This window comes from Pseudomonas sp. LS_2, from assembly GCF_042709235.1.
In the GTDB taxonomy this organism is placed as follows: domain Bacteria; phylum Pseudomonadota; class Gammaproteobacteria; order Pseudomonadales; family Pseudomonadaceae; genus Aquipseudomonas.
Genome location: NZ_JAVAYC010000037.1, coordinates 1 through 20,141 on the forward strand (window position 1 = coordinate 1; position 20,141 = coordinate 20,141).

Annotated in this window: 14 protein-coding genes and 1 pseudogene; 7 read left to right on the top strand and 8 right to left on the bottom strand. The window is 65.4% G+C overall.

Annotated features, from left to right (window positions below; genetic code table 11):
- Nucleotides 1–4: 4 nt before the first annotated feature.
- Nucleotides 5–1,225 carry an OprD family porin gene (locus tag RAC97_RS22580; RefSeq protein ID WP_379671508.1) on the top strand — a complete coding sequence of 407 codons (1,221 nt, stop codon included), beginning with the start codon at nt 5–7 and terminating at the stop codon, nt 1,223–1,225.
- A gap of 1 nt (nt 1,226) precedes the next feature.
- Nucleotides 1,227–2,822: an MFS transporter gene (locus RAC97_RS22585; RefSeq protein ID WP_375101927.1), complete on the top strand. Its 1,596-nt coding sequence runs from the start codon at nt 1,227–1,229 to the stop codon at nt 2,820–2,822.
- A 53-nt stretch (nt 2,823–2,875) separates the two neighbouring features.
- Here RAC97_RS22585 and RAC97_RS22590 read toward each other — a convergent pair whose 3' ends face one another.
- The gene (locus tag RAC97_RS22590) at nt 2,876–3,442 is read right to left on the bottom strand and encodes an antibiotic biosynthesis monooxygenase (RefSeq protein WP_375101926.1); all 567 of its coding nucleotides are present in this window, start codon (nt 3,440–3,442) and stop codon (nt 2,876–2,878) included.
- Nucleotides 3,443–3,559: 117 nt separating this feature from the next.
- Complete coding sequence (gene ycaC / locus RAC97_RS22595; RefSeq protein WP_375101925.1) at nt 3,560–4,189, bottom strand: isochorismate family cysteine hydrolase YcaC; 630 nt, start codon at nt 4,187–4,189, stop codon at nt 3,560–3,562.
- Nucleotides 4,190–4,507: 318 nt separating this feature from the next.
- Between ycaC and RAC97_RS22600 the strand changes: the two genes are divergently transcribed.
- Entirely contained in the window at nt 4,508–5,935 is a 1,428-nt protein-coding gene (locus RAC97_RS22600; RefSeq protein WP_375101924.1) for a mechanosensitive ion channel domain-containing protein, read from the top strand.
- A 119-nt stretch (nt 5,936–6,054) separates the two neighbouring features.
- Here RAC97_RS22600 and RAC97_RS22605 read toward each other — a convergent pair whose 3' ends face one another.
- Both RAC97_RS22605 and RAC97_RS22610 read right to left on the bottom strand, forming a co-directional pair.
- The gene (locus RAC97_RS22605) at nt 6,055–7,341 is read right to left on the bottom strand and encodes an NAD(P)/FAD-dependent oxidoreductase (protein ID WP_375101923.1); all 1,287 of its coding nucleotides are present in this window, start codon (nt 7,339–7,341) and stop codon (nt 6,055–6,057) included.
- Between the two features lie 73 nt (nt 7,342–7,414).
- Nucleotides 7,415–8,905 (bottom strand): aldehyde dehydrogenase family protein, encoded by a 1,491-nt coding sequence (locus RAC97_RS22610; RefSeq protein ID WP_375101922.1) that lies wholly within the window; start codon nt 8,903–8,905, stop codon nt 7,415–7,417.
- A gap of 135 nt (nt 8,906–9,040) precedes the next feature.
- On the opposite strand from RAC97_RS22610, the gene RAC97_RS22615 reads away from it, so the two are divergent.
- Together RAC97_RS22615 and RAC97_RS22620 are read left to right on the top strand one after the other, a co-directional pair.
- Nucleotides 9,041–9,928, top strand: coding sequence for a LysR family transcriptional regulator (locus RAC97_RS22615; RefSeq protein WP_375101921.1), 888 nt, complete (start codon nt 9,041–9,043; stop codon nt 9,926–9,928).
- A 142-nt stretch (nt 9,929–10,070) separates the two neighbouring features.
- Nucleotides 10,071–11,456 carry a VOC family protein gene (locus RAC97_RS22620; protein WP_375101920.1) on the top strand — a complete coding sequence of 462 codons (1,386 nt, stop codon included), beginning with the start codon at nt 10,071–10,073 and terminating at the stop codon, nt 11,454–11,456.
- Between the two features lie 8 nt (nt 11,457–11,464).
- On the opposite strand, the gene RAC97_RS22625 is transcribed toward RAC97_RS22620, so the two are convergent.
- From RAC97_RS22625 to RAC97_RS22635, 3 genes and pseudogenes are all read right to left on the bottom strand, one after another.
- Nucleotides 11,465–12,334 carry a methyl-accepting chemotaxis protein gene (locus RAC97_RS22625; protein WP_379671509.1) on the bottom strand — a complete coding sequence of 290 codons (870 nt, stop codon included), beginning with the start codon at nt 12,332–12,334 and terminating at the stop codon, nt 11,465–11,467.
- Nucleotides 12,332–13,438 (bottom strand): annotated as a pseudogene (locus RAC97_RS22630) (Cache 3/Cache 2 fusion domain-containing protein); the annotation flags it as partial. The pseudogene RAC97_RS22630 and the gene RAC97_RS22625, both read right to left, overlap by 3 nt.
- A 258-nt stretch (nt 13,439–13,696) precedes the next feature.
- The gene (locus tag RAC97_RS22635) at nt 13,697–14,623 is read right to left on the bottom strand and encodes a LysR substrate-binding domain-containing protein (protein WP_375101919.1); all 927 of its coding nucleotides are present in this window, start codon (nt 14,621–14,623) and stop codon (nt 13,697–13,699) included.
- 151 nt (nt 14,624–14,774) lie between these two features.
- Between RAC97_RS22635 and RAC97_RS22640 the strand changes: the two genes are divergently transcribed.
- Nucleotides 14,775–16,157, top strand: coding sequence for a NorM family multidrug efflux MATE transporter (locus tag RAC97_RS22640; RefSeq protein ID WP_375101918.1), 1,383 nt, complete (start codon nt 14,775–14,777; stop codon nt 16,155–16,157).
- 55 nt (nt 16,158–16,212) lie between these two features.
- On the opposite strand, the gene RAC97_RS22645 is transcribed toward RAC97_RS22640, so the two are convergent.
- Nucleotides 16,213–17,877, bottom strand: coding sequence for a putative bifunctional diguanylate cyclase/phosphodiesterase (locus RAC97_RS22645; RefSeq protein WP_375101917.1), 1,665 nt, complete (start codon nt 17,875–17,877; stop codon nt 16,213–16,215).
- A 250-nt stretch (nt 17,878–18,127) separates the two neighbouring features.
- Between RAC97_RS22645 and rep the strand changes: the two genes are divergently transcribed.
- Nucleotides 18,128–20,137, top strand: coding sequence for a DNA helicase Rep (gene rep, locus RAC97_RS22650; RefSeq protein WP_375101916.1), 2,010 nt, complete (start codon nt 18,128–18,130; stop codon nt 20,135–20,137).
- Nucleotides 20,138–20,141 lie beyond the last annotated feature (4 nt).

Genomic DNA, 20,141 nt, shown 5'->3' on the forward strand with positions numbered 1-20,141 from the left:
CACGCTGCTCGCCTTCGGCCCCGTCCTCGCGCTGGCCGAGGAACCCGGCTGGTCGCTGCTCAGCCGCAACTACTTCCTGCACAACGACTATCGCACCCCGTCCGGCAACGGCCAGAGCTACCGCCAGGAATGGGCCCAGGGTTTCATTGGCGAGGCCCGCTCGGGCTTCACCGAAGGCACTGTCGGTGTCGGGGTCGACCTCCATGGTTTCGTCGGCCTGAAGCTCGACGGCGGCCGCGGCCATGCCGGTACCGGTCTGCTGCCTCGGGACAGCAATGGCCGCGCCGAGTCCGACTACGCCAGTGCCGGCGCCGCGCTCAAGCTGCGCCTGGGCAATACCCAATTGCACTATGGCGAGATGACGCTGGAAACGCCGGTACTCGATACCGGCGACAAGCGCCTGCACCCCGAATACGCCACCGGCTGGCTGCTGGAGAACACCGACCTGCCCGGCTGGCGAGTGCAGGCCGGACGCTTCACGGCGTTCAACGACCAGGACAACAGCTCCACCCACGACGATTTCACAGGCTATGGGGCCACTACCCAGGGCCATGCCATGAGCCTGGCCGGCGCCACCTTCGACCCGGCCGGGCCGTTAAGCAGTGGGCTGTACGTTGCGCAGCTGCAAGACACCTGGAACCAGGCCTACCTGAACCTCAACCTGGCCATCGACAACTGGCGCCTGGAAGGCAACCTCTACCGCACCGGCGACAGCGGCAAGGCCAGCGCCGGCGACATCGACACCCTCGCCTACAGCCTGGCCGCCAAATACAGCTTTGGCAGCCAGGCACTGACCCTGGCCTACCAGAAGGTGCAGGGCGACACCCCGTTCGACTTCGTCGGTGGCGATTCCATCTACCTGGCCAACGCCATCAAGTACGCCGACTTCAACGGCCCAGGGGAAAGCTCCTGGCAACTGCGCTACGACCTTGACTTCGCCACTCTCCACGTTCCCGGCCTGAGCCTGATGGGCCGCTACGTGCAAGGCCGCGGCATCGATGGCAGCCGTGCTCCTGCGGACGGCGCCTATGCTGGCCAGTATGGGCAAGGCGGCAAGCACTGGGAGCGCGACATCGAACTCAAGTACGTGGTCCAGGCAGGTGTCGCCAAGGGCCTGAGGTTGTCGCTGTCCCACGTCAGCCACCGAGCCAACGACGCCCAGGGCGGCGACAACATCGACCGCCTCTATGTCATTCTCGAATACCCACTCAAAGGCCGTTTCTGAAATGAGCAACGCCACCAGTTCGGGCGCCTGGAGCCCTCTGCGCAACACCACCTTCCGCATGCTGTGGATCGCCACCATTGCCTCCAACATCGGCACCTGGATGCACGAAGTGGGCGCGGGCTGGCTGATGACCAGCCTGTCGAGCAACCCCCTGCATGTAGCGCTGATCCAGGTCGCAGGTTCGCTGCCGATGTTCTTCCTGGCCGTGCCGGCGGGCGCTGCGGCGGACATCGTCGACAAGCGTCGCTACCTGCTGCTGGTGCAGTTGTGGATGTCCGGGGTCGCGGTAGTGCTGGCGACGCTGACCCTGCTGGGGCTGATGAATGTCACCCTGCTGCTCACCCTGACCTTGGCGCTGGGCGTCGGCACGGCACTGATGATGCCGGCATGGAGCGCGCTGACGCCGGAGCTGGTGAACAAGCAGGACCTGGCCAGCGCCGTGGCGCTTTCCAGCGTCGGCATCAATGTTTCGCGAGCCATCGGGCCAGCGTTGGCCGGTGTGCTGGTGAGCATGGTAGGGCCGTGGCTGACCTTTGCCCTCAACGCCGTGTCATTCACCGGGGTGATCCTGGTGTTGCTGCTGTGGAAGCGCGAAGTGGCCACGCCGCTGCTGCCGGCCGAGCGCTTCATCGGCGCCATGCGCACCGGCCTGCGCTTCGCCCGCAGCGCCCAGCCCTTGCAGGCCGTGCTGCTGCGGGCACTGGCATTTTTCTTCTGCGCCAGCGCAGGTACTGCGCTGCTGCCGCTGATCGTGCGCGGCGAAATGCAAGGCAGCGCGGCGGACTTCGGCATCTTGCTGGCCGCCATCGGCATCGGCGCGGTAGCGGGCGCGACCCTGTTGCCCACGCTGCGCGAGAAGATCAGCCGCGACCGCCTGGTACTGCTGGCCAGCCTGCTATATGCACTGTTCCTGCTGGCCTTGGCGCTGGTGCGCAATTTCTACGCGCTGCTACCGGCCATGCTGCTGAGCGGTGCGGCGTGGATCGCCGTGCTGTCCAACCTGCAAGTGGCCGCACAAACCTCGGTGCCGGCCTGGGTGCGGGCGCGGGCCTTGTCGGTGTACATCCTGGTGTTCTTCGGCGCCATGGCGTCGGGTGGGTTGCTCTGGGGCAGCGTGGCCAGCCATGCCTCGATCACCTTGAGCCTGCTGCTGGCCGCTGCCGGCCTGGGGCTGGGAACGCTGCTGACGATGAACGTCAGGCTTGCGCAAACCGAAGCCGAGGACCTGACCCCTTCGTTGCACTGGCCGATGCCACTGCTCAGCGAGGAACTGGACCAGGAAAGCGGGCCGGTGATGGTCACGGTCGAGTACCACATTGCGGCGGATAAAGTGGCAGCGTTCCGCCTGGTGGCGCGCGACCTGGAGGCGATGCGCAAGCGCAATGGCGCGCTGTCGTGGGGGCTGATGCAAGACAGCAGCGACCCGTGTCAATGGCAGGAATTCTTTTTCGAGGAATCGTGGCTTGAGCACCTGCGCCATCACCACCGGGTGACCCGCGGGGAGCTGAAGATCGAAGCGCGGGTGCGGCAGTTGCAGACCGAGGGGGTGCCCGTGAAAGTGCGGCATCTGTTGGCGGGTGCAAAGGCTCAACAGTGATCTCTACAGGCGCCTCACCGCTTGGGCCACGTCACTGGCCCCTTTAGCTTCACTCAGCCGCGCAGCCAGTTGGCGCAGCGTCGGGTTACCCACGGCATGATGTAGAACACCACCGGCAGGATGACGAACAGGTTGATGATCAGGTTGGCGCTGATCACGCCGCCCAATTGCGGGTAGCGGGCGAACAGCGGCGCCAGCAGTTGCGGGATGACCATGGTCATCGGGCAGATCACCAGGTAGGTCAGCAGCGCCTGTTTCCAGCGCGGCGGTTGCGTGGCGCTGGCGCTCGGCGGGGTGAACCAGTACTCCGGGTCGTTGTGCACCTGGGTGTGGTCGCCATCTTCGAGCATCGGCAGCACCTGGCTGACCAACGCCTGGCGCTCGGCGGAATTGACCCACGCCTGTAGCAGGCTGGCGTCGGCGAAACGCACCACGGTGGTGAACGCGTGGCCGCCTTCCTCCGGGCGGATCACATTGACGTCCAGGTGCCCGGGCTGGTGGCGTGCGGTGTCGACAGTGCGCTTGAGCCAGGCTTCGTAGTCGTCCAGGGCGCGGGCGCGAACCTTGTGCTGGATCACCAGGGTCACGATGTCGCGGTTGGCTTCGGTTGCGGTATTCATCGGCATTCCTTGGGATGAGCGTGGTCGCCTCCACGGTGCAATGGCGGACAGGCGCAGGGTTGGAGCGGTGTGCTGCCCGAACGCGGGCACCGACTGGCGGTGCCCAGGCGGGCCGGCTTACTTGGCGGCGGTGAGGGCGTTGTAGCTGGTGATCAGGTTGCGGTAGTCGGGGATGTGGTTGGAGCACAGGGCCGCCAGGCCTTCGACGTCGTTACGCCAGTCGCGGTGCAACTCGCAGGCCACGCCGAACCAGGTCATCAGTTGCGCACCGGCGGCCTCCATGCGGCGCCAGGCAGCATCACGGGTCATTTCGTTGAAGGTGCCGGAGGCGTCAGCCACCACGAACACTTCGAACTCCTCCTCCAGGGCCGACAGCGCCGGGAAGGCCACGCACACTTCGGTCACCACGCCGGCGATGATCAGCTGCTTCTTGCCGGTGGCCTTCACGGCCTTGACGAAGTCCTCGTTGTCCCAGGCGTTGATCTGGCCGGGGCGGGCGATGTACGGGGCGTCCGGGAACAGCGCCTTGAGCTCTGGCACCAGCGGGCCGTTGGGGCCTTGCTCGAAGCTGGTGGTGAGGATGGTCGGCAGATTGAAGAACTTGGCCAGGTCCGCCAGGGCCAGCACGTTGTTCTTGAACTTGTCCGGTTCGATATCACGTACCAGCGACAGCAGACCTGCCTGGTGGTCGACCAGCAGTACTGCGGCGTCGTCTTTGTTCAGGCGGTTGTATTTGAAGTGGGTCATGGTCGTAGCTCCGTAGGTGTTGAACGTCTTCGTCGTGGGTGAGGTGTTTCGCGTTGTTGAGCAAAGATTAGATTCATCACCTTTGGAGCGGTAGACCGCGAAAATTGGCTTTAGCGTTCTATTTAAGGAACGATGTGAAAGCTTCGCGGGTAAACCCGCTCCCACAGGTACCCCCACTGGACTCAAGGACAGTGGGGGTACCTGTGGGAGCGGGTTTACCCGCGAAGAAGCCACTGCCGCACCCAACACCAGAAACAGTTGCCTGCGCCTCGGAGCTGCTCTTTACTACCCCCAGCCCTTCCCGACCCCGAGATCACCATGCTGGCTTTCATCCAGTCCTACCCCTTGCTGCTCGGCACCGGCCTGATCCTTCTCGACCTGTTGCTCTGGCACTTCATTCCCGCCACCCACCGCTATTGGCGGGTGACCTCGCGCACCCTGGCCTATGCGCTGTTCACCGGCGTGCTGCTGACCGGCGGGATGAGCCCACTGCAACCGCCACCCTGGCCTGACGACGCCTCGCGCAACCTCATTGCGACGCTGCTGACCGTCGGCTGGTGGCTGTTCGGCGCTCGTACCGTGACGGTGGTGTTCGGCGTGCTGATGACCGCCCGCGGCAGCCACGCCGGGCGGCTGTTGCAGGATGTGGTGGGGGCGCTGATATTTCTCGCGGCCGTGGTCGCAGCGGCGGCCTATGTGCTGCAGCTGCCGGTCAAGGGCTTGCTGGCGACATCCGGGGTAATGGCTATCGTCATTGGCCTGGCGTTGCAGAGCACGTTGGCCGACGTGTTCTCCGGCATCGTCCTCAACACCACGCGGCCCTACCAGGTCGGCGACTCGATCTCCATCGACGGCACCGAGGGCAAGGTGGTCGACATCGACTGGCGTGCCACCCGCCTGATTACCGGCACCGGCAGCCTGGCAGTGGTGCCCAACTCGGTGGCGGCCAAGGCACGGCTGCTCAACCACAGCCGCCCGGCCGACCGCCATGGGGTGAGCATCAGCGTGGTGGTGCCGGCCAAGCTGCGCCCGCAACGGGTGTTCGATGCGCTGGAGAAAACCCTGCAAGGCACCAGCCTGCTACTGAAAACCCCAGCGCCCAAGGTTTCGGTAAAAACCTCGACACTGGAGTCGGTGGAATACGAAGCCAGCGGTTTCATCGCCGATGCCGCGAACAAGACCGATGTACGCAACCAGCTGTTCGACCTGGCCCACCGTCACCTGGAAGCCGCCGGGGTAGTGTGGAACGCCGACCAGAGCATGCCCGCACGCACGCGCCAGCGCGAGTTGCTGGACGAGGTGCGGGTATTCCGTTCGTTGACCAGCGAAGAGCGCGACACCTTGAGCCAGCACATGACCGCCGTGGAGTACCTGGCCGACCAGGTGATCCTGGGCTTTGGCGACCGCTCCCCGCACATGCTGCTGATCAGCCGCGGCGTGGTATCGGCCTCGGCACATGATGGCAAGCGCCTGGTCGAAGGCGGGCGCATGGGACCGGGGGAAGTGCTGGCACTGGAGGGGTTGCTGGACGACGAGGACTCGCCGGCGGAGTTCCGCGCCTTGACCAGCTGCATGCTGTACCGCATCGACAAGGAGCGGGTGCGTAGCTGCCTGGCCCAGGGTGAGGATGTGAGATCGGCGCTGACCAAGTTGCAGCGGTTCAGGGAGCAGAAGCGCGAGATGCTGCTGATGCAAAAACCCACCGTGGTCAAGAAAGGTGGGTTCCTCAGCTGGTTGCACAAGTGAGGAGAGATCGGTGTCGCCCTCTTCGCGGGTAAACCCGCTCCCACAGGTACACCACTGTCTTTGAGTTCAGTGGTGTGCCTGTGGGAGCGGGTTTACCCGCGAAGAGGCCAGCGAGCTCGCTACAAGACCACCCGCAAGCACTGCCCCGCGTGGTACAGCGAGAACCCTGATTCATAGAACGCCGTACGCAACGTCGGCGCACTCACAGGCTTCATCGGCGCGAACGGAATCGGCAGGCTGTCTGGGTCATCCTTGAGCAGGAATTCGGCGAACGCCCGACCGATCACCGTGCCGGTGGTGTTGCCGCGGCCGTTGTAGCCGGTCACCGCCACCAGCCCGGGCGCTGGCTCGAACAGGCGCATCAGGTGGTCGGGAGTGAAGTCGATGCAGCCGGTCCAGTGCATTTCCCATTCGACCTTGCCCAGCTCCGGGAAGTAGTGGCCCTGGATACGGTCGGCCCAACTGCGCACGAACCACGCCGGCTTGTTGTCCACCCGGCCCAGGCTGCCAAGCAGCAAGCGGCCCTGGTCGTCGCGGCGGATGCTGCTGAGCACGGTGCGGGTGTCCCACGAACCCTGGCCATGGGGCAGGATGCGCTCGGCGGCAGCGCCTTGCAGCGGCTTGGAGGCGATCTGGTAGTAGTAGCCCCGGAAGAAATGCTTCTGCAGGTCGCTCCACTCGCCTTCGGTGTAGGCACCGGTGGAGATCACCACCTTTTCGGCGCGCACTGAGCCGCGTGCGGTCTTCACCCGCCAGGCGTCACCCTCGCGCGCCAGGCCTTCTACCGGCGATTGCTGGAACAGCCGACCACCCAGGCGCTGCACCGCGGCGGCAAGGCCTTGGGTGTAGGCCATGGGGTTGATGGTGCCGGCGCGGCGGTCGAGCAGCGCAGCGGAGATCTTGTCGGTACCGCAGTATTCCTGGCACTCGGCGCCGGTCAGCAGCTCGACGTCAGCGCCACGCCGGGTCCATTGCTCGAAGCGCGCCTCGAGGTCGGCCAGCCCCGTGGCGTTGTGGGCCATGTGCAGGTTGCCTTTGTGCTGGGCCTGACAGTCGATGCCCAGGCGCTCGATCATCGCGAACACTTCGCCAGGCGCCTCGCCGAGCAGCGCGTTCAGACGGCTACCCTGTTGCTGGCCCAGCGTGGCCTCGACCTCGTCGGGGCGAATCCAGGTGCCGGCATTGACCAGCCCGACATTGCGCCCAGAGCCGCCATGGCCGACCTTCCAGGCCTCCAGCAGGATCACCGACTTGCCTTGCTCAAGCAGGTGGATCGCTGCCGAAAGACCGGTGATGCCTGCGCCGATCACGCAGACATCGGCCTTGTGCTCGCCAGCCAGCGCCAGCGACGCCACGCTCGGCCGGGTAATGTGTTCCCACAAGCATTCTTGACGCAGTTCGGACATGGCCCGGCTCCAGCGATGTTGTTCTTTTGACAGGCGCAACGCTTCTACCAAGGGGCTGCGGCGACATCATGATTCAGTCGAACACAATACCCTGCGCCAGCGGCAGCTCGCGCGAGTAGTTCACGGTGTTGGTCTGGCGGCGCATGTAGGCCTTCCACGAATCCGACCCGGACTCACGCCCGCCCCCGGTTTCCTTCTCGCCGCCGAACGCCCCGCCGATCTCCGCGCCGCTGGTGCCAATGTTGACGTTGGCGATACCGCAGTCGCTGCCCGAGGCGCTCTGGAAGCGTTCGGCCTCGCGGATATCGGTGGTGAAGATGCACGAGGACAGCCCTTGCGGCACTTCGTTGTTCAGGCGCAGCGCGTCTTCGAAATCGTCATAGGCCAGCACGTAGAGGATCGGCGCGAAGGTCTCGTGGCGCACCACCTCGCTCTGCCCAGGCATTTCGACGATGGCGGGCGTCACGTAGTAGGCATCCGGATACTGCTCGGCCAGCTGGCGCTCGCCGCCGAAAACCTGGCCACCCTCATCGCGGGCTTTGGCCAGCGCGCCTTGCATGGCATCGAAGGACTGCTTGTCGATCAGCGGGCCGACCAGGTTGTCCTTGCGTGGGTCGCCGATACGCACCTTGGCGTAGGCTGCTTTTACCCGGGCGACCACCTCGTCCTTGACCGAACGGTGCACGATCAGGCGACGCAGGGTGGTGCAGCGCTGGCCGGCAGTGCCCACGGCGGAGAACAGAATGCCGCGCACGGCCAGGTCGAGGTCAGCGCTGGGGGCAAGGATCATCGCGTTGTTGCCGCCCAGCTCGAGGATGCTGCGGCCAAAACGCGCCGCAACCCGCGGGCCGACTTCACGACCCATGCGGGTGCTGCCGGTGGCGCTGACCAGCGGCACGCGCGGGTCGTCGACCAACGCTTCGCCCGCCTCGCGGCCACCGATCACCAGCTGGCTCAGGCCCTGCGGCGCTTCGCCGAAGGCTTTCAGCGCCTTCTCGAACAGCGCCTGGCAGGCCAGGGCGGTAAGCGGCGTCTTCTCGGATGGCTTCCACACCACGGCGTTACCCGCCACCAGCGCCAAGGTGGCATTCCATGCCCAGACCGCTACCGGGAAGTTGAAAGCGCTGATCACCCCGACCACACCCAGCGGGTGCCACGACTCGCGCATGTGGTGGCCCGGACGCTCGGAGGCGATGGTCAGGCCGTACAGTTGGCGCGACAGGCCGACGGCGAAGTCGCAGATGTCGATCATCTCCTGCACCTCGCCCAAGCCTTCCTGGGTGATCTTGCCGGCTTCCACCGACACCAGTTCGCCCAGGTCGGCCTTGTGCGCACGCAGCACTTCGCCGAATAGCCGCACCAGCTCGCCACGGCGTGGGGCCGGCACGTTGCGCCAGGTTTCGAAGGCGGTGTGCGCCTGGTCGATGCGTGCGGTGGTCTCGGCCTTGCCGAGCAACTTCACCGAGGCGATCTGGCTGCCATCGATGGGCGTATGGACAGGGTAGTCGCCCTGGGTATGAGCCTCGGCGGCGACGCCCAGGCGCTCGAGCAATGCTGCAACCATTGTGCTTCTCCTACATCGGTGAAGGGTTGGAAAGAATGAGGGTCAGTATTAATCCGATCACTCAGGCGCAACAAACGACCTTTATTCCGCTTATCATTCCGCCAGGTAATGACACCCCTGCCGTAGAGGCCGCCCATGTCCAAACGCCTGGTACCGTCAATGACGGCCTTGCAGTGCTTCGAAGCCGCTGCCCGTCACCTCAGCTTCACCCGCGCCGCCGAAGAGCTGCACCTGACCCAGAGTGCGGTGAGCAAGCAGGTGGCGCAGCTCGAAGACCTGCTCCGCCATCACCTGTTCCTGCGTATCCGTCGGCGCCTGCAACTGACGCCTGCGGGCGCGCTATACCTGGCCGAAGTGAACAAGATCCTCACCCAGGTGGACATGTCCAGCCGCTACGTCCTGACCTACGGCGAGCAGACCGAAGTATTGAAAGTAGCCACTCAACCGAGTTTCGGCGTGCGTTGGTTGATCCCCAGCCTCAAGGGCTTCGGCAAGCGCCACCCGAACATCCACCTGGATATCCGCAACGAGATGGAGCCTTTCGCCCTGCTGCAAGGCTCGGCCGACGTGGTGTTCTACTTCGGCCAGGGCACCTGGCCGGGGGCGACCTGCGTGGAGTTGTTCGGCGAGGAGGTGGTGCCGGTGTGCGCCCCCGAGCTGCTGGCTGGCCGCAGCCTGGACGAGGCCGGGGCACTGGCCGAGCAGGTACTGCTGCAAAGCACGTCGCGACCGCAGGCCTGGCACGAATGGTTCCTGGAGCAAGGCCTGCACACCGACAACAGCTACCATGGGCCACGCTTCGACACCTTCTACATGGCCTTGAGCGCAGCGCAGGCCGGCTGCGGCGTGGCGCTGGTGCCGCGCTACCTGGCAGCCAAGGAGCTGGCCGACGGCAGCCTGGTGGTGCCCTGGAACCATGCGATGCGTAGCCAGGGCGCGCACTACCTGGCGTTTGCCGAGCATGCGGCGGAGGTGCCTAAGGTAAGGGCGCTGGTGGAGTGGATCAAAGGCCAGTTGGTCTAGCGCAAAGCCCGCACCTGCACGAATAGAGGCAGCGCAGCGAGATCGATCGCAAAAGGAATGACCCCCGCACTTTTTTTCGCTTGCCGCAAAAGTGCATTCCCCGCTTTCATGTAACGTACTTCCCCACCCCAGGAATCCCGCGATGCCCGCCCAAGATTTCATCAGCCCCGACAGCATCCGCGCGCAGTTCTCCGCTGCCATGTCGCTCATGTACAAGCAGGAAGTGCCGCTGTACGGGACGCTGCTGGAGCTGGTGAGCGACATCAACCGCCAGGTCATGATCGAGCAACCGGAGGTTGCCGAGGCGCTGCGCTGGACCGGTGAAGTCGAGCGCCTCGACCAGGAGCGCCACGGCGCCATCCGCGTCGGCACGGCCGAGGAGCTGGCGACCATCGCCCGCCTGTTCGCGGTCATGGGCATGGCGCCGGTCGGCTACTACGACCTGAGTTCGGCAGGCGTGCCGGTGCACTCCACGGCCTTTCGCGCGGTACACGAGCAGTCGCTGCATATCAGCCCGTTCCGCGTGTTCACCTCGCTGCTGCGCCTGGAGCTGATCGACAACCTCCCCCTGCGCGAACTGGCTCGCAGCATCCTGGCCAAGCGCAAGATCTTTACCCAACGCGCCCTGGCGCTGATCGCCCAAAGCGAGCGCGATGGCGGCCTGAATGCCGACGATGCTCACAGCTTCGTCGAGGAAGCGCTGCACACCTTCCGCTGGCACCACGACGCCACGGTCAGCGCCGAGCAGTACCGGCTGTTGCATGACCAGCACCGGCTGATCGCCGACGTGGTGGCGTTCAAAGGCCCGCACATCAACCACTTGACCCCGCGCACCCTGGATATCGACGCGATCCAGCTGGGCATGCCGGCCAGGGGCATTGCGCCCAAGGCCGTGATCGAAGGCCCGCCCCCCCGCCGCCACCCGATCCTGCTGCGCCAGACCAGTTTCAAGGCCTTGCAGGAGCAGGTGGCTTTCAGCGACGCCCAAGGCAGCCATACCGCGCGCTTCGGTGAGATCGAACAGCGCGGCGCGGCGCTCACGCCCAAGGGCCGGCTACTTTACGACCGCCTGCTCGACGCCACCCGCGCCGCCCTCGGTGGCGTGCCCGCCGAGGCCAATGCCGCGCACTACCGAACGCTTTTGGCGCAGACGTTCGCCGCGTTCCCGGATGACCTGGCGCAGATGCGCGAGCAAGGGCTGGCCTACTTCCGTTACTTCGTCACCGAGAAAGGCTTGGCCGAGCGCGACCAAGAAGGTCGGCCGACGACGCTGCAAGCGTTGATCGATGCAGGGCACGTGCATTACGAGGCGCTGGTGTACGAAGACTTCCTGCCGGTCAGTGCGGCGGGCATCTTCCAGTCGAACCTGGGCGACGAGGCCCAGGCTGACTATGGCAGCAACGCCAACCGCGAGGCCTTCGAGGCGGCGTTGGGGTTGCAGGTGCAGGATGAGCTGGCGCTGTATGCGCAAAGCGAGCAGCGCTCGCTACAGGCCTGCGCCCAGGCCCTGGGGCTGGCAGGCCTCTAGCAAAAGGCTCAGCGCCCCACGCGGAACCGGTCCACTTCCTCACGCAACTGCGCCGCCAGGCCTTCCAGCTCGCGCGCAGTGCTGGCCACTTCGTTGGCCACGTCGCGCTGTTCGCTGTTGGCCTGGGCGATGCTTTGCAGGTTGCGGCTGAGGACGGTCGAGGTACTGCTCTGCTCCTGGGTCGCGGTGCTGATGACGGCGAACTGCTCACCCGCCAGTCGGCTCTGCTCGTCGATACGCGCCAGCGCCTCGGCCACCTTGTCGTTACGCTCCAGGCCTTCCTGCATCAACTGGTTGCCCTGCTCCAAGGTGCTGATGGCATGGCCGGTCTGCTGCTGGATGCTGGCGATCATGCCGGAGATTTCATCGGTAGCCTGGCGCGTACGGGCCGCCAGCCCGCGCACTTCATCGGCCACCACGGCAAAGCCACGGCCCTGCTCGCCCGCGCGCGCCGCCTCGATGGCGGCGTTGAGCGCCAGCAGGTTGGTCTGCTCGGCGATCGCGGTGATGACTCCGACGATGCCGCCGATTTCCTGCGAGCGCGCGCCCAAGGTGTCCATCACCTGGGCAGTACCGCCCAGCGCCTCGGCGATCTGCTTGAGCGAAGAAGAGGCTTGGTCCATCGCGCTGCGGCCAATGCGCGTCTGCTGGGCGTTGTCGCGTGCCATGCGCTCGGTGCCGGCCATGTTGTCGGCGATGTTCATCGAAGTGGCACTGAACTCCTCCACCGCGCCCGCCATGCTGGTGATCTCGCCGGACTGCTGGTCCATGCCTTCGCAGGCCCCGGAAGACAAGCCGGACAACGAACGAGCACGGCTGCTGACCTGCTCGGAGGCACTGCGGATGTGTTCGACCATGGTCGCCAGCGCATCGGCCATCTTGTTGAAACTGCGGGCCAGTTGGCCGATCTCGTCGTTGCTGGTCACCGACAGGCGCGCGCTGAGGTCGCCCGCGCCCAGGGCTTCGGCCTGGCGCACCAAGCCGTCCAGCGGGCGCAGCTTGCGGCGCAGCAGCCAGAGGGTGGCGGCCACGGCCAGCAGCATCGCCAGCAGGCTGCCGATGGCCAGGCGCAGACCGACACTCCAGGTCACGTCGCGGATCTCGGCCTCCGGCATGCTCGCCACCACCGTCCATGGCCCTTCGGCGAACGGCTGGGACACGCTGAAGATCTGCTGCTCGCCGCTCTGCCAGAAATGCCCCGCCGGCTGCCCGGACACTGCCTTGGCCGCTGCTGCTTCATCAGCCACGCCCGCTGGCGGCACCAGCCACTTGCCCTGCTCGTCGAGCAGCGCCAGCGAGCCGGTCTGGCCGATGCGGAAGCGCTTGAGGTTGGCGAACTGGGCGTTCTGCGCATCGGTGTAGTCGAAGCCGACGAACAGCACGGCCATGACCTGGCCTGCACCATCGCGCACCGGCACGTAGCGGGTCATGTAGTTGCGCTCGAACAGCAACGCCCGGCCCACGTAGGTCTGCCCGGCCATCAGCAGCTTGTAGGCCGGGTGCTGGCGGTCGAGCTTGGTGCCGATGGCGCGGCTGCCGTCCTGCTTGGTCACCGAGGTGCTGATGCGGATGAAGTCGTCGCCGCTGCGCACGAACAGGGTCGCCACGCCCGCTGTCATGCGCTTGAAGCCATCGACCTGCTGGAAATTGTTGTTCAGCAGGCTGTCACCGAGGTACAGCGCCGGGGCAGGTTGCCCGGCCACGTCGACGTTCTCGCCGTTGTGCACCGACAGGCCCGAGGCGAAACGCTGCTCGAACAATCCGCTCAGGCGCTGGGTGTTGTCCTTGAGCGAACCGTGGAAAGTGTCGAGCTGGTCGGCCAGCAGGCGCGCCTCGCTGCCCAGGTGCTGCTGGCGGGTGGCGATGTTGGCGTCGTCCAGCGAACGCAGGGCGAACAGGGTACTGCCGGAAATCACCGCCGCCAGCACGATGGCGAGGGCGATGCCGAGCTGTGAGGCGATCCGGGCACGAGGTTGAGACATGGCAAGGCTCCTTGGCGCAGGGCCGGGATCTTCTTGATCGCAAAGACCGCACGCTTGGTATAGGCGCCCTCTCGTGGGGCGTTGTGTTGACAGGAGATCGGCGTCGTCCGTAAATACTTGAGTGTCGGGTAGGGAAATGCGCAAACGTTTGAGCCTCGTACTGTCTAGCCCGGCCCTTTCGTAGGCAAGCCCGCTCCTACAGTCACACCACAGCCTCTGTAGCAGGGGGCTTGCTCGCGAAAGGGCCGGTACGGGCACCTAACCCGCTGCCAGGACTTGCACATCGGGCAGGTTCATCGCCGCCGCTTCCTCTTGCAGAAAACCACTCAGGCGCCGCAAGCGCTCCCCGCCAGGTCGGGTGCGCGGCCACACCAGGTAATAGTCCAGCCCGCTGGCCACCGCCGTCGGCCACGGCAGGCTCAGACGCCCCTGCGCCACATCCTCGGCGACCATCAGCAAATCACCCATCGACACCCCATAGCCGCGAGCGGCTGCGATCATGCCCAACTCCAGGGTGTCGAATACCTGGCCGCCCTTGAGCGACACCTGCTCGGCCAGCCCCATGCGCGCCAGCCAACTGCCCCAGTCGCGTTTGTCGGGCGTAGGGTGCAGCAGCTCGACACTGGCCAGCCGCCGCACATCCCAGGGGCCTTCCGCCAGCAAGTCCGGGGCGCCGACCGGAATCAGCAGCTCAGCGAACAAGCGGCGCACTTCCCAGTCGGCGGGGAAGTTGCCATCGCTCAACAGCACCGCGCAGTCGAACGGCTCCTGGTTGAAGTCCACGTGGTCGATGTCCATCCAGGCGCTGGTCAACTGCACCTCGTTGCCCGGCTGCAGGTGGCGAAAGCGGCTCAGGCGCGCCAGCAGCCAGCGCATGGTCAGGGTAGAGGGTGCCTTCATGCGCAGGATGTCATCTTCGGCGCGCAGGGTATGGCAGGCCCGCTCCAGCGCCGCGAAACCGTCACGCACGCCCGGCAGCAGCAGGCGCGCCGCCTCGGTGGGTTGCAGATTGCGGCCATTGCGCACGAACAGGCGGCAGGCGAAGTGCTCCTCGAGGGTGCGGATATGTCGGCTGACGGCGCTCTGGGTAATCGACAGCTCCTCACCGGCACGGGTGAACGAACTTAGCCGAGCAGCCGCTTCGAATGCGCGCAAGGCATAGAGCGGGGGAAGCTTGCGAGACATGAGATACCTGCAATACGGGGGTGCGGGACATGACTGCGATCATACAAGCATGAGTTCAACTCATGTGAGCGATCGCTTTTATCCTTTTGTGCAAAGTTGACCGAAGCTTCAGAATCCTCCTTCCAACTATGCCCCAGGAGAGGAACTCCCCATGCATGTCGCGCCCACCACAGAACTGAAGGCTTTGCTGCGCCTGGCCGGGCCGCTGATCGCCTCGCAGTTGGCGCACATGCTGATGGTGCTTACCGATACCCTGATGATGGCCCGCATCAGCCCCCAGGCCCTGGCCGGGGGCGGCCTGGGCGCGGCGAGCTATTCATTCGTGTCGATCTTCTGCCTGGGGGTGATCGCCGCAGTCGGCACGCTGGTGGCGATTCGTAAAGGGGCGGGCGATGTCGCTGGTGCCACGCGCCTGGCCCAGGCCGGGGTATGGCTGGCCTGGGGCCTGGCATTGGTGGCGATGCTGGTGCTGTGGAACCTGAAGCCCGTGCTGTTGCTGTTCGGCCAGCAACCGGCCAACGTCGAGGCGGCCATGCAGTTCCTCACCCTGCTGCCGCTGGCCCTGCCCGGCTACCTCACGTTCATGGCCTTGCGCGGCTTCACCAGTGCGCTGGGGCGCTCGGCGCCGGTAATGGTCATCAGCCTGGTCGGCACGGTGCTCAACTATGTGTTCAACCATGCGCTGATCGAGGGCATGTTCGGGCTGCCAAAGCTCGGGCTGGTAGGCATCGGGCTGGTCACCGCGCTGGTATCGCTGGGCATGGCCATCGCCCTGGCGCTGTACATCCGCTGGCACCCTGCCTACGACGCCTACCCACTGCGCCGAGGCCTGTCGCGCCCTTCCCTGCCAGCGTTGCGCGAGCTGTGGCGGCTGGGCCTGCCGATTGGTGGTACCTACATGGTGGAGGTGGGCTTGTTCGGCTTCGCCGTGCTGCTGATGGGGGTACTGGGCAGCACGGAGCTGGCGGCACACCAGATCGCCTTGCAGATCGTTTCCACCGCGTTCATGGTGCCGGCCGGGCTGTCGTACGCGGTGACCATGCGTGTGGGCCTTTACTACGGTGCTGGCAACCTGCTGGCGGCGCGTAGCGCTGGCCGGGTTGGGATCGCCTTCGGCGCGACGATGATGCTCGGGTTCGCCGCGTTGTTCTGGCTGCTGCCAGACACGCTCGTGGGGCTGTTCATCGACCGCGACGACCCGGCCTTCGCCGCGATCTTCCAGCTGGCAGTGCAGTTGGTGATGGTGGCGGCCTGGTTCGAGCTGTTCGATGGCGTGCAAACCATCGCCATGGGCTCGATTCGTGGGCTGAAGGACGCCAAGACCACCTTCGTGATCGGCTTGGGTTGCTACTGGCTGGTGGGGGCCCCCAGCGCCTGGGCGTTTGCCTTCACCTTAGGCGGTGGCGCGGTGGGCGTGTGGTGGGGCCTGGCGCTGGGGCTGGCGTGCGCGGCGGTGGCGCTGACCTGTGCCTTCGAGTGGCGGATGAAGCGGATGATGGGCAAGGCGGGTATCGGGGCAGCGGTTTCGGCTTGAGGCCGCGGGCGTTCCTTTTCGCGGGCAAGGGCGCAGCCCTTGCCATCCCCCCAAACTACGCACTCACCAACTGCGGCCTGCCCGCCTGCAACAGGTAGTCGATCAGCTCATCGACCGGCAATGGCCGGCTGACCAGGAACCCTTGCACCTGGTCACAGCCAAACTCACGCAGCATGGCCATCTGCTCCTCGCTCTCGACCCCCTCGGCCACCACCTCCAGGTTGAGGTTGTGCGCCAGGTTGATCATCGCGTGTACCAGCTTGCTGTTCTCTTCGCGCTGGTCCATGCAGCCGACAAAGCTGCGGTCGACCTTGAGCAGGGTGATCGGCAGGCTGTTCAGGTGCACGAACGAGGAGAAGCCGGTGCCGAAGTCGTCCAGCGAGAAGCGCACGCCCAGGCGCCCCAGGGCATCCATGGTCTGGCGCACCAGCTCGTTGCGGCGCATCACGGCGGTTTCGGTCAGCTCGAACTCCAGCCAGCGTGCATCCACCCCGTGCTCGACGATCAGGCGGCTGAGGGTGGCCAGCAACTGGCTGTCCTGAAACTGGCGGAAACTCAGGTTTACAGCCATGTGCAGCGGCGTCAGGCCGCGCTCGCGCAGGGCCTGCATGTCGCGAAGGGCACGGGAGATGACCCAGTAGCCCAGCGGCACGATCAGCCCGCTCTGCTCGGCCAGCGGCACGAACTCGCTTGGCGGCAGCAACCCTCGCTCGGCGTGGCGCCAGCGCACCAGGGCTTCAAGGCCGACGATGCGCCCATCGGCCAGGTTCAGCCGCGGCTGGTAGTGAAGCTCCAGCTCGTCGCGGCGCAACGCCCGACGCAACTCGCCTTCGAGGTCGGCAAGGCTGCGGGCGTTGCGGTTGATCCGCTCGTTGAACACATGAAAGGTGCAGCCCTGGTTGCCCTTGGCCTGGCGCATGGCAATGTGCGCATGCCACATCAGCGGGTCGGCGCCGGCCTGTGCACGAGCGTGGGCCAGGCCCAGGCTGCAACCGAGCAGCAGGCTCTCGCCGTCGATCCAGTAGGGTTCGGCCAGCGCCTCGACGATGCGCTCGGCGATCCACTCGGCGCGGTTGGGGTCGCGACGGGTGTCGATCAGCAGGGCGAACTCGTCGCTGCCCAGGCGCGCCAACTGGTCGCCCGCCTCCAGTTGCTGCTTGAGGCGGGTGACCACTTGCAGGATCAGGCGGTCGCCACCCTGGTGGCCCAGGGCGTCGTTGACGTGGCGGAAGTTGTCCAGGTCCAGGTGCCCGAGGGCCAGGCCACGGCCATCGTTCTCGGCCAGGCGCGCGGTCAGCAGCGCCTGGAAGCCCTGGCGGTTGGCGATGCCGGTCAAGGGGTCTTGCTCGGCCAGGCGCTGCAGGGTGGCCACCAGTACACCGCGCTCGCGCACATGGCGCAACGAACGGCGCAAGGCGTCATCACTCAATTGGCTGCGCACCAGCCAGTCGCTGACGCCTACCGGCGCGGTTTCCGGCTCGTGGTCGAGCAACAGGATGGTCGGTAGGTCGCAACGCCCTGGGGCCGGTTGCAAGGCCGGGGTGGCGAGGACTACCGCCTGACGGTCATGGGCGAACAGGCTGTCGACCGCCTCCCAGTTCGGCGCGGTCAACAACACCGCGCTGCCAGCCAGCGGCTGCACGCACTCGCGCAGCAAGGCAGCCCATTCCGGCTCATCGGCCAACAGCAGCAAACGCAAAGGTTCGACAGGCGTGGACAAGCGGGCTCCTTAGGGCTTGGACGGTGAGCGGCGGGGGCGGGTAATCCTACCCGATAAGTGGAAATGATTCTCACTATTGCTGCGTGACATTCCCTGGCCAGCGTGCCGACATATTTTGTCGTGCATCCTGCTCGAAAGTCGTCGCGCCCGCAATTGTGTTTCGCACATCAGCGTGCCGGACGGTTGCGCCAAAAACCGGCCATGCCTGCTAGAATGCGCGGCTATTTTCTGGTTACCCCCGGTTTCTAGCATGTCCCGACTCAACCCCCGGCAACAGGAAGCCCGCGACTACGTCGGCGGCCCCCTTCTGGTACTTGCCGGTGCAGGCTCCGGCAAGACCAGCGTGATCACACGCAAGATTGCCCACCTGATCCAGAACTGCGGCATCCGCGCCCAGTACATCGTCGCCATGACCTTCACCAACAAGGCCGCGCGCGAGATGAAGGAGCGGGTCGGCACCCTGCTGCGCCCCGGCGAGGGCCGCGGCCTGACCGTGTGCACCTTCCACAACCTGGGCCTGAACATCATCCGCAAGGAGCACGAGAAGCTCGGCTACAAGCCCGGCTTCTCGATCTTCGACGAGTCCGACATCAAGGCATTGCTGTCGGACATCATGCAAAAGGAATACTCCGGCGACGACGGCATCGACGAGATCAAGAACATGATCGGTGCCTGGAAGAACGATCTGATCTTGCCTGCCGAGGCCCTGGAAAAAGCCCGCAACCCGCGCGAGCAGACTGCCGCGATCGTCTACACCCACTACCAGCGCACGCTCAAGGCGTTCAATGCGGTGGACTTCGACGACCTGATCCTGCAACCGGTGAAGCTGTTCCAGGAGCACCCCGAGGTGCTGGAACGCTGGCAGAACCGTGTGCGCTACCTGCTGGTGGACGAATACCAGGACACCAACGCCAGCCAGTACCTGCTGGTGAAGATGCTGATCGGCATGCGCAACCAGTTCACCGTGGTGGGCGACGACGACCAGTCGATCTACGCCTGGCGTGGCGCGCGCCCGGAGAACCTGATGCTGCTCAAGGAGGACTACCCCTCCCTGAAGATCGTCATGCTCGAGCAGAACTACCGCTCCACCAGCCGCATCCTGCGTTGCGCCAACGTACTCATCGCCAACAACCCCCACGCCTTCGAGAAGCAGCTGTGGAGCGAGATGGGTGTGGGCGACGAGATTCGTGTGATCCGCTGCAAGAACGAGGAAGCCGAGGCCGAGCGAGTGGCCATGGAGATCCTCACCCTGCACCTGCGCACCGACCGGCCCTACAGCGACTTCGCCATCCTCTACCGGGGCAACTACCAGGCCAAGCTGATCGAGCTGAAATTGCAGCACCACCAGGTGCCGTATCGCTTGTCCGGCGGCAACAGCTTCTTCGGCCGCCAGGAGGTCAAGGACCTGATGGCCTACCTGCGCCTGCTGGTGAACCCGGACGATGACAACGCCTACCTGCGGGTGATCAACGTACCGCGCCGGGAAATCGGCTCGACCACCCTGGAAAAGCTCGGCAACTATTCCACCGAGCGCGGGGTTTCGATGTATGCCGCCAGCGACGAGCTGGGCCTGGGCGAGCACCTGGATGCGCGCTACACCGAGCGTTTGCAGCGCTTCAAACACTGGCTCGACGGGGTACGCCAGAAGGTCGCCCTGGAAGACCCGATCGCCGCGCTGCACGAGATGGTGCGCGACATCGACTACGAGAACTGGATCCGCCAGAACACCGCCAGCGACAAGGCGGCGGATTTCCGTATCGGCAACGTCTGGTTCCTGATCGATGCCCTGAAGAACACCCTCGAGAAAGACGAAGAGGGTGACATGACCATCGAGGATGCCATCGGCAAGCTGGTGCTGCGCGACATGCTCGAGCGCCAGCAGGAAGAGGAAGAGAACGCCGAGGGCGTGCAGATGATGACCCTGCACGCCTCCAAGGGCCTGGAGTTTCCCTACGTATTCATCATGGGCATGGAGGAAGAGATCCTCCCGCACCGCTCCAGCATCGAGGCCGACACCATCGAGGAAGAGCGCCGCCTGGCCTACGTGGGCATTACCCGCGCGCGGCAGACCCTGGCCTTCACCTTCGCCGCCAAGCGCAAGCAGTACGGCGAGATCATCGACTGCACGCCCAGCCGCTTCCTCGACGAACTGCCGCCGGACGACCTGTCCTGGGAAGGCCTGGACGACGCTCCCGTGGAAGTCAAAGCCGCGCGCGGCAACAACGCATTGGCCGATATCCGGGCGATGCTCAAGCGCTGAATCA